Here is a 15476-nt window from a genome sequence, read left to right on the forward strand (position 1 = left end):
CGCGCAGGGCCACGGCGACCGCCAGCCCCAGCACGATGGCCGAGAGCGCAATGCCGGTCTCGACATGGGGGATGGGAATGCCCAGCACCCCGAGCGCGCCGCCATAAGCCATGACCAGCGGGAAGACCACCGGCAGGATCCAGATCGCGGGCTGGCCAAGGAACGCGCTCCACAAGCCGACCGCCAGCATGGCGAAGACGTGATCCCATCCGCTGATGGGATGCATCACACCGCTCATGAAGGTTCTGTCGCGACTTTTGTATGGCGTTGTGTGCCGTTATCAACGCCCCGGGGGAAAACCGAGGGGCGGCGGGTCGTGTCGATATCGTTCAAGTGGGCGCAGTATCCGATGAGTGTCATCCTCTTCGCGGTGTTCTTCTATCTGCGCTACCCCGTCTCCTATCGGGACCTTGAAGAGATCATATCCGAACGTGGGTTTGAGATCGATCATTCGACGCTGAATCGATGGATTGTCCGATATGCACCGCTCCTTGCCGATCAGGCCCACGCCCGCAAGCGAACGTCGGCCAGCTCATGGCGGGCCGACGAGACCTATATAAAGGTGCGGGGTCAATGGACCTATCTATACCGCGCTGTTGACCGAGACGGGCAGACACTGGATTTCATGCTGTCTGAGCGGCGAAATTTGCCTGCTGCACGGCGGTTCTTCAAGAAGGTCATCGCCAGCAACAGCGGGCCGGAACGGGTCGTTATCGACAAGAGCGGCGCCAATCTCGTGGGGCTTCAGGCGGTCAACGTCATCCTGAAATTCACGGACCAAGGCACGCAAATCCACATCCGCCAGGCAAAATATCTGAACAATATCCTTGAGCAGGACCATCGCTTCATCAAGCGGATCACCAAACCGATGATGGGCTTCAAGGCATTCCATTCAGCCGAAGCAACTCTGGCCGGGATCGAGGTGGCACATATGATCCGCAAGGGGCCGATCGCCAACAGGAATCGCCGCCCCTTTCAGGTTTCCGCTGAACTCGCGGGCTGACTCTGTCCACGGGTAGGCTTGTATTCAAGCCATGCCAAAAGTTGCGACACAACCACATGGTTTCAGTACCACATCGATTTGGCGGCACTCATTGTGTCGTGCGAAGGTCGGCTGAATGGCGGCACAGGTTTGTATAAGATCCCATGAGTGCCCGGTGATGTCGGTGCGATGTCAGGTTTTATCAGGTTTTTCGAGCTGCTGGCGGTATTTAGCCCAGAGTCTTCGCTGTGCCTCGGCGATGCGTTCCTAGCCCTCTGGGGTCGTTGGGCCGGTCGAGATCCCGCCGTGCAACCGGCAGCGCGCCTTGCCCGGCTCGCTTTTCAGTTTGCAGGCTATGCCGCGACGGGTCAGGGCACCGCAGTCTTGGCGATGCATCTGTGCGAACACCGCGCTGCGCAGGACCTTGGCGGCGTGAAACACCCGCAGATGCGCCATGGTGATCGAGTCGGACAGTTGCAGGCGGAAAAATCCCAAGCCCGGACGGCTGTTCAGAATGCGCAGGCGCTCCGGCTGGTCGAAGGCCCGGACGATCGCTGCCAATGTCGTCGCGTGGCCGTCCAGCGCACGCCGCAGTCAGAATGGCAGATCAGGTCGGGAGCGGGTCGGCGGTTCAGCAGCGCCATGCGCAGAGCGTCGACGGCAAGGCTGCTCTTGAGCCGATCCGACATGGACCAGCCGATATCTCCATCGTCGCCAAGTAAAGCAAGCTCCCGTCGGTCGGCACATAGCTGATGTCGGCGAGCCAGACCCGGACAGGCGCTATCGCCCGTACGTTCCGCTTCAGAAGGTTCGGCGCAATGCCGAACTGGTGACGGCTATCCGTCGTCCGAGGCACCGAGTGAGCGCGGCGCGGTGTTCGAAATCTGTTCTCGTTCATCAGCTTGGTGACCGTCTTCCGCGCGATCAGGATGCCTTTATCGCGTAACTCGGCATGATTGTGCGGGGCACCATAGTGTCGCTGGCTGCCTTCGAAGATTGCGCGGATCTTCGTGGCAAACGCGTCCCCTGCGGCTTGGCGCGCCGCCCGTTTCGGGGCGGCAGCGCGCCAGGCGTGAAACCAGCTCGGCCAGTTCCGCCTCGGCCTTCCGTCGCCTCACCACCTCGGCGGAACCCGCGGCCTCAAGCTCGAGCCGCCAGCCCTTCAGCTGCGACGAGGTAATGCCAAGTTCCTGCGCAACACCGGCCTGCGTGACATCCGGCTTTGACAGGCGTGCGACAGACCGCTCCTTGAATTCTGCCGTGAAACGGCGACGTGCTCCCTTGCTCATCATTGATCCCCTCCGCCGAGAGTAAATTAACTCCCAGTCGGGGATCACGGGGCAAGGTTAACCGTGGTGCGGCCCTGTGTTCAGGACTGATCCTTCGTCCTGAAAGTATAAGCACCCCCAGTCCGGCAGCAGGGGCAACCGTCAGTCTGAAGATGATCGCAAATACGGATTTGCGGTCAATCCCCCCGAAACAAAAAGGCCGCCCATTGGCGGCCTTTCCTGTTTGCTTCGTGTGCCGATCAGCAGCTGTAATACATTGCGTACTCGATCGGGTGGGGGGTGTGCTCGTAGGCATACACTTCTTCCCACTTCAGCTTGATGTAGCCTTCCAGCTGGTCGCGGGTGAACACGTCACCGGCGAGCAGGAAGTCCATGTCCTTCTCAAGCTCTTCCAGCGCTTCGCGCAGCGAACCGCAGACGGTCGGGATCTCGGCCAGTTCTTCTGGCGGCAGATCGTAGAGGTCCTTGTCCGAAGCCGGACCCGGATCGATCTTGTTCTTGATGCCGTCCAGACCAGCCATCAGCAGAGCGGCGAAGGCCAGATAGGGGTTTGCGGCCGGATCGGGGAAGCGGGCCTCGACGCGCTTGGCTTTCGGCGACTCGGTCCACGGAATACGAACGCAACCCGAGCGGTTGCGGGCCGAGTAGGCGCGCAGAACCGGAGCCTCGAAGCCCGGGATCAGACGTTTGTACGAGTTGGTCGCCGGGTTGGTCAGCGCGTTCAACGCTTTCGCGTGCTTCAGGATGCCACCGATGAAATACAGCGCTTCCTGCGACAGGTCGGCATATTTGTCGCCTGCGAAGAGAGGCTTCCCGTCTTTCCAGATCGACATGTTCACGTGCATGCCCGAGCCGTTATCGCCTTTCATCGGCTTCGGCATGAAAGTCGCCGATTTGCCGTAGGCGGCAGCCACGTTGTGGATGACGTATTTGTATTTCTGGATGTTGTCGGCCTGCTCGACCAGCCCGCCGAAGATCATGCCCAGTTCGTGCTGCGCGGTCGCAACCTCGTGGTGGTGCTTGTCGACCTTGATGCCCATGCGCTTCATGGTCGAGAGCATCTCGCCGCGAATGTCCTGGGCGGCGTCGATCGGGTTTACCGGGAAATAGCCGCCCTTATGGGCTGCGCGGTGGCCGAGGTTGCCATCCTCATAGGAGGAATCGGTGTTCCAGGCGGCGTCGACGGCGTCGATCTCGAACGAGACTTTCTGCGGCGAAACCTGGTATTTCACGTCGTCGAACAGGAAGAATTCAGCTTCCGGACCGAAATAGGCGACATCACCGATGCCCGAGGACTTCAGATAGGCTTCGGCTTTGACGGCAGTACCACGCGGGTCGCGGGAATAGGCTTCGCCGGTATCCGGCTCGACCACGTTGCAGTGCACGCAGAGGGTTTTTTCGGCGTAGAACGGGTCGATGTAAGCCGAGGCCGGGTCCAGGATCAGCTTCATGTCGGACTGGTCGATGGATTTCCAGCCTGCGATCGACGAACCATCGAACATGAAGCCTTCTTCGAAGAAGTCTTCGTCGACCAGATCGGCGACCAGCGTCACGTGCTGAAGCTTGCCCTTGGGATCGGTGAAGCGAACGTCGACGTATTCTACGTCCTCGTCCTTCATCAGATCCAGTACGTCCTTGACTTTCATTGGATTCCTTCCTCCATTCAGTCAGCCCGACCGCCGCGGCCGGACAGGGTAAGGTTTACGACCGGCCTATATAGGCCGGCCCCAAATTGCGCCGCGAGATCAGACCGCGTCGTCGCCGGTTTCACCGGTGCGGATACGGATGGCTTGCTCGACAGGAAGAATAAAGATCTTACCGTCGCCGATTTTCTCGGTGCGTGCAGCCGAGATGATCGCGTCCACGGCAACTTCTACCAGATCGTCGGGAAGAACCATCTCGATCTTCACCTTGGGCAGAAAATCGACGACATACTCGGCACCACGATAAAGCTCGGTATGACCTTTCTGACGACCGAAGCCTTTGACCTCGGTGACCGACAGGCCTTGTACGCCCACTTCTTGGAGCGCTTCTTTCACATCATCAAGTTTGAAGGGCTTGATGATGGCTTCGACTTTCTTCATCGCCTGTTCCTTCCTCGCGACTTGCCTGCGATCTGATTGGCGGGTTTGATGAGGATCGTCCATGCGGCATGATGGGGAAAGCGGCATGGAAACTCTGAAACTGGCTATATTGCGTTAAATTTGTGCAATTGGCCCAAAGGATGTGCAGCAGATATGGGCAGCTCTTCGCCGATCCTGGCGACTCGACAGATGCGCGCGGTCGAGGAAGCCGCGATCAGCAGCGGTGTCGAAACAGGTAGCAGCCTGATGGAGCGTGCCGGTCGGGCGGCAGCCGCGGCGATTGCGGCACATTGGCCCGAGTTCATTCGGGACGGGCGCGAGGCGCTGATTCTATGCGGCTTAGGCAATAACGGCGGAGACGGTTATGTGATCGCGCGCCATCTCGCGGGGCAGGGCTGGCCCGTGCGCGTGGCTGCCCTTGGGCAACCCGGTACCGTCGAGGCCGAAGGCGCGTCCGCCTTGTGGCGTGGTCAGACGGTCGGGATCGGTTCGGTCAGCATGGCTTCGGGCCGGCGGATCGGATTGTGCATCGATGCGCTATTCGGGACAGGAATTTCCCGGCCACTGGACCCCGAAATCGCGGGTCTTCTCAGGGGGATTGCCGCCTCGGGCTGTCCGATCGCGGCGGTCGATATCCTCAGCGGCCTTTGCGCCACCAGCGGGCGGGTTCTGGGGGATATACGTCTGCCGGAAGCTGATCTGACAGTGACGTTCCACCGCCCGAAACTGGGACACTTCCTGTCCGATGGCGGCACTTTGAGCGGTCAGGTCGTGACTTGCGATATCGGACTTGAGCCGTGGAGCGAAGCTGCGGGGGATTCGGTTCTATTGGCAGGGCCATCGCAGGCTCTGCAGAAGCGGGCAGGTCACAAATACAGTCATGGGCATGCGCTGATCATGGCAGGAGGCGCGGGCAAAGGCGGCGCTGCGCGGCTGTCGGGCCGCGCCGCCCTGCGTGTCGGGGCTGGCTTGGTGACGGTGGCTCCGCCGCCTGATGCGCTTTCCGAAAACGCGGCCAGACTCGATGCGATCATGCTGGACGGACTCTCGGATGCCGAGGCGATGCTGCAAAGGCTGCGCGACCCAAGAATCAATGCCCTGTGCCTTGGGCCGGGATTGGGGCTGCCGCGCGCCAAGGAACTGGTTCCTGCCGCGCTTTCGGTCGGGCGACCGGTCGTGTTGGATGCGGATGCGCTGACGGCCTTTGCGGACGGTCCGGATGGACTTTTCGCGCAATTGCACGAAGGAGCGGTATTGACCCCGCATGATGGCGAGTTCGCCCGTCTGTTCCCTGACCTTGCGCGCAAGGTCAGGGATGAAACGGCGAAAGGTCCTGCATTTTCGCGCCTTGATGCCGTGCGGTTGGCTGCGGCGCGTTGTGGCGCGACAGTGCTGCTGAAGGGGCCGGATACGGTCATTTCATCGCCCGAGGGGCGGGCCCTTATCGCTGCCGCAACCGGAGTATATGCCGCGCCGTGGCTGGCCACCGCCGGTTCGGGTGACGTTCTGTCCGGCCTGATCACGGGTCTGCTGGCGCGCGGTTTCGAGCCGCTTGATGCAGCAGGAACGGCGGCTTGGCTTCACGCCGAGGCCGCACGGCAATTCGGTCCGGGATTGATTGCCGAAGACTTGCCCGAGGCGATTCCGGCTGTGTTGCGAACATTGTGGAACTAAGCGCATTTTCCCTCTCGCCACCCGCCAAAGGCTTTGCTAATAGACCGATACTTCGCGCTTAGCGCCAAGTGTCGTGCGGGTGTGGCGAAATTGGCAGACGCACCAGATTTAGGTTCTGGCGCCGCAAGGCGTGGGGGTTCAAGTCCCTCCACCCGCACCACAGATTTTCGGACAATCCAGTCGCTTCAGGTCGCAATAAATTGCGACCCGTTTTGCGTGTTTTGTCTGGCCGGTTTTCGCCTATATGGGTGGATTTCCGCCGATCTCCGTAACGGAATTGTCACATTGTTTTGTCTTTTGTATCAATGGTGTGGCTGATAGTCGCAGTCTCCTTACTACAGGAGATACACTATGAAATTGGCTTCTTACGCGATCATCGCAGGTCTGGCCGCTACTGCAGCAAACGCAGGTGGTTATGTCCCCCCGGTCGTCGAGACGCCCGTGGCCCCGATCGTGGAAACGGTCGAGCCGGTCGCAGCTGATTGGACTGGCTTCTACGCCGGTGTCCAATACGGCAAAGGCAATGCCGAGCTCAGCGTTCCCGGTGCTTCGGCTGACGAAGATTTCGACGCCTATGGCCTGCACGCTGGTTACCTGCGCGATTTCGGCCAGTTCGTTCTGGGCGGCGAAGCCGACTATAACCGCATCAACCTTGACGAGAGCGGCGATGCCGACCTGTTCCGTCTGCGTGGCCGTGCAGGTTACGACATGGGTAAATTCCTGCCCTACGCAACGCTGGGTGTAGCGCAGCTGGAAAGCGACGATCTGTCGGAAACCGGCATCACCTACGGTATCGGTGCTGACTACATGATCAACGACAAGTTCACCGTCGGCGCGGAATACTCGCGCAACGACTTCAAAGACGTTGCCGAGGATGTTGTCGGTTCGGGCGCGGATCTGGACACCGATCTGTTCCAGGTGCGTGCGTCCTACCGCTTCTGATCGGACCGTCAGGTTTGAGCGAAACGCCCCCGCAAGGGGGCGTTTTTCGTTTGTCCTGCACAGTTCTCGATACAAGCGGCTGCCCAAACGAAAAGGCCGCCCCCGAAGGGACGGCCTGAACGCGGACTGATCGTCAGGATCAGAGGGTGTCCAAAGCCTCAATGGCTTTTTCCAGCTCTTCCTTGGTCACGGTCTTGTCGGCAACTTTCGCGCCGTCAACGATGTGATCGACGACCTTGTCTTCGAAGATCGGAGCGCGCAGCTGCTGCTGGGCCTGCGGGTTCTGCTGGATGAACTCGAAGAACTGACGCTCTTGGCCCGGATATTGACGAGCCTGGTTCAGGACGGCTTGGGTCATTTCCTGATCAGAGACAGTGATTTCGGCTTTCTGGCCGATTTCAGCTAGCAGCAGGCCCAGACGGACGCGGCGCTCGGCAAGCGATTTGTGCTCGTCGGTGGGCTCGATCTCGCCGTGGTTGTGGCCGTGATCATCCGGGTTTTCTTCGTGCCACAACTGGTGTGCGATCTGACCGGCTTCGGCTTCGACCAGCGATTCGGGCAGGTCGAACTTGACCAGGCCGTCCAGCTTGTCCAGCAGGGCGCGTTTCAGGATCTGACGCGAAGCACCTTTGTATTCAGCTTCCAGACGGCCGCGGATTTGCGTTTTCAGCGCTTCCAGATCGTCCGCACCGAATTTTTTGGCCAGCTCGTCGTCCAGTTCAGCGGCTTTCGGCGCTTTGACGGCTTTGACGGTGGTTTCGAAGACGGCATCTTTGCCAGCCAGAGTCGGGTGGCCGTAGTCTTCGGGGAACTTCACTTCGACTTTAACTTCGTCGCCGGCTTTGGCGCCAACGAGTTGAGCCTCGAAGCCCGGGATGAAGCTGTTCGAGCCCAGAACCAGCGGGTAGTCTTCGGCAGTGCCGCCGTCGAATGCTTCGCCGTCAACCATGCCTTTGAAGTCGATCACGACCTGATCGCCGTCTTTCGACTTGGTGCCTTTCTTGCGGTCTTCGAACGACTGGGCGTTTTTCGCAAGATTTTCGAGAGCTTCGGTCACTTGCTCGTCGCTGGCTTCAACGACGAGACGCTCCAGCTCGACGCCCGACAGATCGGCATCCGGAATGGCGGGAAGGGTTTCGTAGGCGACGGTGACGACGACGTCGTCGCCCTCTTTCCAGTTTTCGCCGTCAACCATTTCGACCTTGGGCTGAAGGGCCGGACGGTCGCCCGAAGTTTCCAGATGGCCGCGCAGAGCTGCGTCGATGGCTTCTTGCATGGCATCGCCCAGAACGCGCTGGCCGAATTGTTTTTTCAGCATCGCCATCGGGACTTTGCCCTTGCGGAAGCCCTTCATCTCGACTTCGGGCTGGGCTTCTTTCAGCTTTGCTTCAACCTGCGCCGCCAGATCGGCCGCCGGCAGGGTGAATTCATAGCCGCGCTTCAGCCCTTCGTTCTGGGTTTCCTTGACCTGCATTTGCGTTCCTTCATCCAACCAAGTTGCGGTGGGGAAGGGTCCCCGGCAAAGGGCATTATGCGCCCTCAGCACCCCCGCAGTGTTTCAGCGCGCTAGGTATGGGATTTTGCCGCCTATAGCAAGAACCAAGGCGGCTGCGGGGCAGGCCTTGGCGTAGGATTCGGGCGCGGCAGATCGTCCGGTCCCGTGCGCGTTCGGGCATGTTCCCGGTGGTTGTGATCGGCGTCGGGACGGCCGCATGAAAATACTGCGAGGCCGATGCGTTTTTCCGCTTGCGCCCCCATGCGGACCTCCCTATACGACGCCCCACAAGGACGGCGGCAACGCCTTCCGACCTCCGGTGGGGCCATAGCTCAGTTGGTAGAGCGCTTGAATGGCATTCAAGAGGTCAGGGGTTCGACTCCCCTTGGCTCCACCAAATAAATCTCGAAATTTCAAGGCACTACAGCCCTTCAGGGCCGTCAATCTGTTTCGGATTCCGGTTGTGGTCCGGTTGTTGGCCAGCTGTGGGCCGGTTTTTTGCCTGCGGTTTAGCAGATGTTTTTCCAAGTGAATTTTTCACTTGTGCCCGCTCGATGACACCCATATATGACGGCCTACGAAAGCGGCGGCAGCGTCGCTTTGACCTCCGGTGGGGCCATAGCTCAGTTGGTAGAGCGCTTGAATGGCATTCAAGAGGTCAGGGGTTCGACTCCCCTTGGCTCCACCAAATAATCAAGCATTGAAGATGGATCCGCGCCTTCCGGCGCAAGGAACCGTTTGCCTTTATAGGCGATGTGTCCGCGGATCATGGTCTGCGGGACCGACATATTCTCCCTCATCGCGCGTCGCATGATACGCGGTTTCAGCCGTTGGATCCTTGGGGGCGGCGTGGAACGGACGGCGCGTCTCGCCTTGGGGCGGCGCGTGCGGGCGATTGATGATGTCGCGCACCAATTCTGCGGCATCACCAAACTCGCGCATGATCGAATGCGCTTGGGTCGCTACGCTGTGAAAGCCTTCGACGGCAGCGGTGACCGAGCGGACCACATTATCCACATTATTCGTCAATGAGGCGGTGTTCGTTTCGATCTCTTCCATCAGGCTGCGGCGCGGTTGTCGTTGCGGGCGGGGTCCGCGTGCCTCGGGGCCGTGATCGGGTTCGGGCTGTACTGACAGATGCATCCGAGGACGCGGAGCATTGTCGGGGCGGTAGGGATCTGGCTTGGGCGGGCGTCCGTCGCCCGAGATCATGCCGGCAACATGCCGGGCGGCGATGACTGATCCGGCGGTCAAAGCCGCTGCGGCAATAGTCGTGCCGCCCCAGACAAGCCATTTTGCCAAAGGAGAGGGGCGGGGATAGGCGCGGCGTCCATCGGGTGAGACGTCGCCATGTGGTGGGGTGCGGCGGAAGTCGGGTTGGTTATGGGCGCGGCGATGGCCTTCGGGCACGGGGCGAGGTCCGAAGCGCGTTTCCGAGGTCGCGTCTGCTTCGGTCCGGGCCATGTCCGGATGGTTGCGGTTCTCGTCGAACGGCGACTGATGGCTCATCGTGCTGATCCTCTTGCGAAGGTCTGTTGATGACCCAACCCCGAAACGGGGGGAATGTTCCGTCCTTTGGGCGGACAGGCAGACATGAAAAAACGCGCCGGATTGCGGCGCGTTTTCCGTTTTCGCTCGATGACGGCGCGATTAGTTCGCGTCGTCGTCCTGACCGGCAGCGCCGATCTCGTCGAACAGCTCCGCGATCTCGAAATCGGCGGCAGCGTCTTCTTCCGCAGCCAGTTCCTGGATCGATTTGCCCGAAGCTTGCAGTTCTGCTTCTTCGGTCGAGCGGGCAACGTTCAGAGTGATCGTTGCGTCGACTTCCGGGTGCAGGTGGACGCGGACTTCGTGCAGACCGAGGAACTTGATCGGTGCGGTCAGGACTACCTGACGGCGTTCGACCGAGAAACCTTCGGCATTGGCGACTTCGGCGGCGTCACGCGGGGTGACCGAACCGTAAAGCGCGCCAGCGTCCGAGGCCGAGCGGATGATGATGAAGGTCTGACCGTCGATTTTCTCGGCAGCGGCTTGCGCTACTGCGCGGGTCTCGTCGTTACGGACAGCCAGTTCGGCTTTCTGGGCTTCGAAAGCCTTGACGTTGGCTTCCGAGGCGCGCAGCGCCTTGCCTTGCGGCAGCAGGAAGTTGCGTGCAAAGCCGTCTTTGACTTTGACGACTTCGCCCATTTGGCCCAGTTTGGCCACACGTTCCAGCAGGATGACTTGCATTGTCGTCTCTCCTTACTTCACGGCGTAGGGCAGCAGGGCGAGGAAGCGGGCGCGCTTGATGGCGCGGGCCAGTTCACGCTGCTTCTTAGCCGAGACGGCGGTGATGCGCGAAGGCACGATCTTGCCACGTTCCGAGATGTAACGCTGCAGCAGACGCGTGTCTTTGTAGTCGATGGCAGGAGCGTTCTCGCCCGAGAACGGGCAGACTTTCCGGCGGCGGAAGAAGGGTTTGTTAGCCATTGTTCTGGTTCCTTCCCTTAGTTCCGGTCGTCGCGGTCACGACGCTCGCGGCGTTCGCCACGCTCGCCACGATCACCGCGGTCGCCACGATCGCCGCGCTCACGCTCGTCGCGCTTCTGCATTTGGACCGAGGGGCCTTCCTTGTGCTCGTCCACGCGGACGGTCAGCACGCGCATGACGTCGTCATGCAGGCGGGCAAGGCGCTCCATTTCCTGCACGGCGGCCGAGGGCGCGTCCGAACGCAGGAAGGCGTAGTGGCCTTTGCGGTTCTTGTTGATCTTGTAGGCGAGGGTGCGGACACCCCAGTATTCGTTTTCAACGACCTTACCGCCGTTATCGGCGAGAACGGTCGAGAAGTGTTCGATCAGCCCTTCGGCCTGCGTGTTCGACAGGTCCTGGCGGGCGATCAGCACATGCTCGTAAAGCGGCATGACTGCACCTTTATATGAGGGCGCACTTCAACGGCGGGAAATCCTGTCCGCGCCCCGCCACGAGAGGGTACGCCGGTTTCGCATTTGCGGATGGATGGCGCTTTATAGCGGCGAAACGGGTCGACGCAAGGAAAAACGCAAGAAACCCGGAATTTCGCCGTAGCGGCGAAACTGTTTCCGCGCTGCGACGCAACACAATAATGTCAGAAAAGTTCACGGAAACCATTGTTGTGATTGTCGCATTTCCTGATCACTAATCAAACATGACCTATTCAATCAGGAGTCTCGCTTGAAAACCCTTATCGCTCCCCTCGCGGCTTTCACTCTGCTTGGCGCCACCGCAGCTGTTGCCGAACCGGTCGCCTATGACTTCGATCCCTCGCATAGCCAGGTCGTGGCCGAATATAGCCACATGGGCTTCTCGACCAGCACGGCCATCATCAACGGCGTGACCGGCAAGCTGCTGCTGGATGCCGAGGCTCCGGCCAATTCCAGCGTCGAGGCAACCATTCCGTTGTCCGGTTTGCACACCGTTTCGCCGGATTTGGACAAGCACATCTTTGGTGAAGGTTTCCTGAGCGGCGATCAGGCTTCGGCTGTCGCCACCTTCAAATCGACCAAGGTCGAGGTCGACGGTGACAAGGAAGCCAAGGTTACGGGCGATTTCTCGCTGAACGGCGTGACCAAGGAAATCGTGCTGGACGTCGATCTGAACCAGATCGCGGCCCATCCGATGACGGGTAAGGAAGCGGCGGGTTTTGACGCCGAAACCACGATCAAACGTTCGGACTTCAACATGGGCAAGTTTGCTCCGGCGGTTTCGGACGAGGTCGAAATCTCGATCACCGTCGAAGCCGTTAAAGCCGAATAGTCATTCTGGTCCGGCGGGTCGGCTGCCGGACGACATCTGATGATCTTGCTTCGGGACGCCCTCGCACATTGTTGCGAGGGCGTTTTTCGTTGCGGGATCGGGTTACGGGGCGGCTGGCTGATGGAGTTGCTTCGCGAAACGCCCGGACGGAAGTTGCGTTGACATTTGTGCCGGATGACACTGCCCTGGATTTGCCACGCAGTCGGTCCGCATTTCTGGAGAAATGTGCGGCTTGATCAAAGAAGGGGAAACAGGATGGCTCTGGAAGACGCAAAGAACCAGGTGGACGAGGCGTTTACCCGACAGGATCTGCGGGGTCTGAGCTACGAGAATGCCTTTGGCGGTGCGACCAGTTTCCTGCGCCGCCGCTATACAAAGGACCTGTCAGGGGTCGACATCGCCGTCACCGGCATCCCTTTCGATCAGGCGGTCACCCATCGGCCCGGCACCCGCTTTGGCCCGCGTGCCATCCGTGAGGCCAGTTGCCTTCAACCCTTTGACAAACCCTATGGCTGGAGCTTCAACGCGCTCGAAGAATTCGCTGTCGTCGACTATGGCGATATGCCGTTCGACTACGCGAACGTTCCGGAAGTTCCTAATCGAATCAAGGCACATATATCGAATATCCTCGAAGCTGGTGCAACTCCGGTCACTCTGGGCGGGGACCACTTTATCACCTTGCCGATCCTGCGCGCGATTGCCGCTAGGCATGGTCCGATCGGTCTGATCCAGTTCGACGCGCATTCGGATACTTGGGCGGACGACGATCCCGACAGGATCGATCACGGGACGTTCCTGTATAAAGCCGTCCGCGAGGGGCTGGTAAATCCGGTCCGCTCGGTCTCGGTCGGAATCCGCACCGACAATCCCGATACGTTGGGCGTGACGATCCTTGATGCGCCCTCGGTTCATCAGGATGGTGTGCCCGCAACGCTGAAGCGTATCCGCGAGGTTGTCGGCGCGGGTCCGGTCTATGTCACCTTCGATATCGACGCGCTTGATCCGGCGTTTGCTCCGGGTACCGGCACGCCGGTCTGGGGCGGGTTGGCAAGTTGGCAGGCCGCGGCCCTGCTGCGTGGATTGCAGGGCATCGACTTTGTCGGTGGCGATATCGTTGAAGTTTCGCCGCCTTACGACACGACCGGAGCCACCGCGATTGCCGGCGCACATGTCGCGACAGATCTAATCTGCCTTGCGGCGGCACGTCTCAGGGGATAGTTGCCGCGCTATGCTGCCTCAGGACAGACTTTCCCAGATTATCCAGCGCTTCGAGTTTCTCGAAGCAAAACTGAATTCCGGACCCGCCGCTGATGAAATCGCGCGGATCAGTCGCGAATATGCCGATCTGAAGCCGGTCGTTTCCCAGATCAATGCGTGGCGTGAGGCCGAAGACGGCATCCGCGAGGCGCAGGCGATGCTGGCCGATCCCGAGATGCGGGAATTGGCCGAGGACGAGTTGTCGCGACTACGCGCCACCTTGCCCGAACTTGAGCACCAGCTTCGCATTGCGCTGCTGCCCAAGGACGCTGCCGATGCCCGCCCTGCCATCCTTGAGATCCGCCCGGGTACGGGCGGGGACGAGGCGGCGCTGTTTGCCGGGGATCTGCTGAACATGTATCGCCGCTTCTCCGAGTCGCGTGGCTGGAACTTCCAGCTTCTGGAGCTGTCCGAATCCGAATTGGGCGGCGTACGCGAAGCCATGGCCCGGATCGAGGGTGAGGGCGTTTTCGCGCGCCTGAAATACGAATCCGGTGTGCATCGTGTCCAGCGTGTTCCCGAGACCGAATCCGGTGGCCGTATCCATACCAGCGCCGCCACCGTCGCGGTTCTGCCTGAGGCCGAGGAAGTCGATATCGACATCCCCGCGACCGATATCCGCATCGACACGATGCGGGCCAGCGGGGCAGGTGGCCAGCATGTCAACACCACCGACTCGGCTGTGCGGATCACCCACCTGCCGACCGGCATCATCGTGACAAGCAGCGAGAAATCGCAGCACCAGAACCGCGCCAATGCGATGGCTGTGCTGCGGGCGCGGCTTTACGATATGGAACGGATGCGGGTCGATTCCGAACGTGCTGCCGACCGTAAATCGCAGGTTGGCTCGGGCGACCGGTCCGAGCGCATCCGGACCTACAACTTCCCGCAGGGGCGGATGACGGATCACCGCATCGGGCTGACACTTTACGCGCTGGACCGGATCATGGCGGGCGATCTGACCGAGATCACCGATGCCCTGATCGCCCATGATCAGGCCGCGCGTCTGGCTGTCGAACTGGGATGAGCCGGACCGGACAGGAATTAAGCGCCGCAGCCGAGGCAAGGCTGCGTGCCGCCGGAGTCGCGGGCGCAGCTGGCGACTCCCAGATCCTGTTTCTGCATGCCTTGTCCAAGGCGCATGGAAGGCCCGTCCCACGTCACGCGCTGCGCGAGCATCTGGCGAAAGCAGTCTCTCCCGAGGTCGCGGAAATCTACGCAACGATGATTGCAGCCCGCGAGGCGCGCCAGCCCGTCAGCCAGATTACGGGACGCCGCGCGTTCTGGAAACATGATTTCCGCGTGACGCAGGACACGCTGGACCCGCGCCCCGAAACCGAATTGCTGGTCGAACTTGCGCTGAGCGAACCCTTTGATTCGGTGCTGGATCTGGGAACCGGCACCGGCGCAATCCTGATCTCGCTGCTGGCCGAACGTCCTGCTGCGCGCGGGGTAGGGGTCGATCTGTCACCGGCGGCCCTTGATGTGGCCCGCTCGAATGCCCAGATGATCGGGGTCGAGGCCTGTTTCCTGGCCTCGGACTGGTTTGCCTCGGTCGATGGTCTGTTTGAACTGATCGTGTCGAACCCGCCCTATATCGCTCTTGCCGAAATGCCGGATCTCGCACCCGAAGTGCGCGATTGGGAGCCGCGTTTGGCCCTGACGGATGAAGGTGACGGTTTGGCGGCCTATCGTGCCCTTTGTGGTGGAGCGCCTGCGCATCTGAAGCCGCAAGGCAGGCTGATGGTCGAAATCGGCCCGACGCAGGGCGCGGATGTCTCGAAGCTGATGCTGGACGCCGGATTGATCGAAGTGACGGTGCGCCAAGACCTTGACGGTCGTGATCGTGTCGTTTCCGGTCGCAAACCGGTGCCGCAAAGCACGTAATTGCCGAATTACGGCGATGCGACGAAGTTTCTGCTTGTCAGCACCGTTGAGGGATGCTTAGTGGCTGTTGTGACGGGGGCGTAGCGCCCACGCAC

General features: G+C 60.6%; 17 protein-coding genes, 3 tRNA genes and 1 pseudogene. 10 read left to right on the top strand and 11 right to left on the bottom strand.

Going from position 1 to position 15476, the window contains the following annotated elements:
• A partial coding sequence (locus tag GL286_RS17320) for a HupE/UreJ family protein (RefSeq protein ID WP_246185012.1) occupies nucleotides 1-226 on the bottom strand: 226 nt, incomplete at its 3' end.
• A 90-nt stretch (nucleotides 227-316) separates the two neighbouring features.
• On the opposite strand from GL286_RS17320, the gene GL286_RS17325 reads away from it, so the two are divergent.
• Entirely contained in the window at nucleotides 317-1003 is a 687-nt protein-coding gene (locus GL286_RS17325) for an IS6 family transposase (RefSeq protein ID WP_170295270.1), read from the top strand.
• A 246-nt stretch (nucleotides 1004-1249) separates the two neighbouring features.
• On the opposite strand, the gene GL286_RS17330 is transcribed toward GL286_RS17325, so the two are convergent.
• From GL286_RS17330 to GL286_RS17350, 5 genes and pseudogenes are all read right to left on the bottom strand, one after another.
• Nucleotides 1250-1543: an HGGxSTG domain-containing protein gene (locus GL286_RS17330; RefSeq protein WP_155096838.1), complete on the bottom strand. Its 294-nt coding sequence runs from the start codon at nucleotides 1541-1543 to the stop codon at nucleotides 1250-1252.
• 70 nt (nucleotides 1544-1613) lie between these two features.
• Nucleotides 1614-1994 (bottom strand): annotated as a pseudogene (locus GL286_RS22960) (IS3 family transposase); the annotation flags it as partial.
• The gene (locus GL286_RS22965) at nucleotides 1918-2274 is read right to left on the bottom strand and encodes a transposase (protein WP_155096839.1); all 357 of its coding nucleotides are present in this window, start codon (nucleotides 2272-2274) and stop codon (nucleotides 1918-1920) included. The gene GL286_RS22965 and the pseudogene GL286_RS22960, both read right to left, overlap by 77 nt.
• Nucleotides 2275-2510: 236 nt before the next feature.
• Nucleotides 2511-3917: a type I glutamate--ammonia ligase gene (glnA, locus tag GL286_RS17345; protein ID WP_155096840.1), complete on the bottom strand. Its 1407-nt coding sequence runs from the start codon at nucleotides 3915-3917 to the stop codon at nucleotides 2511-2513.
• 99 nt (nucleotides 3918-4016) lie between these two features.
• Complete coding sequence (locus tag GL286_RS17350; RefSeq protein ID WP_028717789.1) at nucleotides 4017-4355, bottom strand: P-II family nitrogen regulator; 339 nt, start codon at nucleotides 4353-4355, stop codon at nucleotides 4017-4019.
• 153 nt (nucleotides 4356-4508) lie between these two features.
• Here GL286_RS17350 and GL286_RS17355 point away from each other — a divergent pair, with 153 nt between their 5' ends.
• The 3 genes from GL286_RS17355 (at nucleotide 4509) to GL286_RS17365 (ending at nucleotide 6971) form a co-directional block, all read left to right on the top strand.
• Nucleotides 4509-6029 (top strand): NAD(P)H-hydrate dehydratase, encoded by a 1521-nt coding sequence (locus tag GL286_RS17355; protein WP_155096841.1) that lies wholly within the window; start codon nucleotides 4509-4511, stop codon nucleotides 6027-6029.
• A 75-nt stretch (nucleotides 6030-6104) separates the two neighbouring features.
• Nucleotides 6105-6189, top strand: a tRNA-Leu gene (locus GL286_RS17360).
• A 191-nt stretch (nucleotides 6190-6380) separates the two neighbouring features.
• Nucleotides 6381-6971 carry an outer membrane protein gene (locus GL286_RS17365; RefSeq protein WP_155096842.1) on the top strand — a complete coding sequence of 197 codons (591 nt, stop codon included), beginning with the start codon at nucleotides 6381-6383 and terminating at the stop codon, nucleotides 6969-6971.
• Nucleotides 6972-7110: 139 nt separating this feature from the next.
• Here GL286_RS17365 and tig read toward each other — a convergent pair whose 3' ends face one another.
• Complete coding sequence (gene tig / locus GL286_RS17370; RefSeq protein WP_155096843.1) at nucleotides 7111-8445, bottom strand: trigger factor; 1335 nt, start codon at nucleotides 8443-8445, stop codon at nucleotides 7111-7113.
• A 342-nt stretch (nucleotides 8446-8787) separates the two neighbouring features.
• Here tig and GL286_RS17375 point away from each other — a divergent pair.
• Nucleotides 8788-8863: transfer RNA gene (locus tag GL286_RS17375), tRNA-Ala, on the top strand.
• 215 nt (nucleotides 8864-9078) lie between these two features.
• Nucleotides 9079-9154 (top strand) — tRNA-Ala (locus GL286_RS17380).
• A 56-nt stretch (nucleotides 9155-9210) separates the two neighbouring features.
• On the opposite strand, the gene GL286_RS17385 is transcribed toward GL286_RS17380, so the two are convergent.
• The 4 genes from GL286_RS17385 to rpsF form a co-directional block, all read right to left on the bottom strand.
• Nucleotides 9211-9975, bottom strand: coding sequence for a hypothetical protein (locus GL286_RS17385; protein WP_155096844.1), 765 nt, complete (start codon nucleotides 9973-9975; stop codon nucleotides 9211-9213).
• Nucleotides 9976-10116: 141 nt separating this feature from the next.
• On the bottom strand, nucleotides 10117-10695 hold the full coding sequence (gene rplI, locus GL286_RS17390; RefSeq protein WP_155096845.1) for a 50S ribosomal protein L9: 579 nt from the start codon (nucleotides 10693-10695) through the stop codon (nucleotides 10117-10119).
• Nucleotides 10696-10707: 12 nt separating this feature from the next.
• Entirely contained in the window at nucleotides 10708-10935 is a 228-nt protein-coding gene (gene rpsR, locus GL286_RS17395; protein WP_020949472.1) for a 30S ribosomal protein S18, read from the bottom strand.
• A 17-nt stretch (nucleotides 10936-10952) separates the two neighbouring features.
• Nucleotides 10953-11366 (bottom strand): 30S ribosomal protein S6, encoded by a 414-nt coding sequence (gene rpsF, locus GL286_RS17400; protein ID WP_155096846.1) that lies wholly within the window; start codon nucleotides 11364-11366, stop codon nucleotides 10953-10955.
• 289 nt (nucleotides 11367-11655) lie between these two features.
• Here rpsF and GL286_RS17405 point away from each other — a divergent pair, with 289 nt between their 5' ends.
• The 4 genes from GL286_RS17405 (at nucleotide 11656) to prmC (ending at nucleotide 15381) form a co-directional block, all read left to right on the top strand.
• A complete protein-coding gene (locus GL286_RS17405; protein WP_155096847.1) occupies nucleotides 11656-12237 on the top strand; it encodes a YceI family protein in 582 nt (193 codons plus the stop codon).
• A 255-nt stretch (nucleotides 12238-12492) separates the two neighbouring features.
• Nucleotides 12493-13455, top strand: coding sequence for an agmatinase (gene speB / locus GL286_RS17410; RefSeq protein ID WP_155096848.1), 963 nt, complete (start codon nucleotides 12493-12495; stop codon nucleotides 13453-13455).
• A gap of 10 nt (nucleotides 13456-13465) precedes the next feature.
• Complete coding sequence (gene prfA / locus GL286_RS17415) at nucleotides 13466-14521, top strand: peptide chain release factor 1 (RefSeq protein ID WP_155096849.1); 1056 nt, start codon at nucleotides 13466-13468, stop codon at nucleotides 14519-14521.
• Complete coding sequence (gene prmC, locus GL286_RS17420) at nucleotides 14518-15381, top strand: peptide chain release factor N(5)-glutamine methyltransferase (protein ID WP_155096850.1); 864 nt, start codon at nucleotides 14518-14520, stop codon at nucleotides 15379-15381. The genes prfA and prmC overlap by 4 nt, the downstream gene beginning before the upstream one ends.
• The last annotated feature ends 95 nt before the right edge of the window (nucleotides 15382-15476 follow it).

Origin of the sequence: Paracoccus aestuariivivens (assembly GCF_009711225.1) — a bacterium.
Classification (GTDB): domain Bacteria; phylum Pseudomonadota; class Alphaproteobacteria; order Rhodobacterales; family Rhodobacteraceae; genus Paracoccus; species Paracoccus aestuariivivens.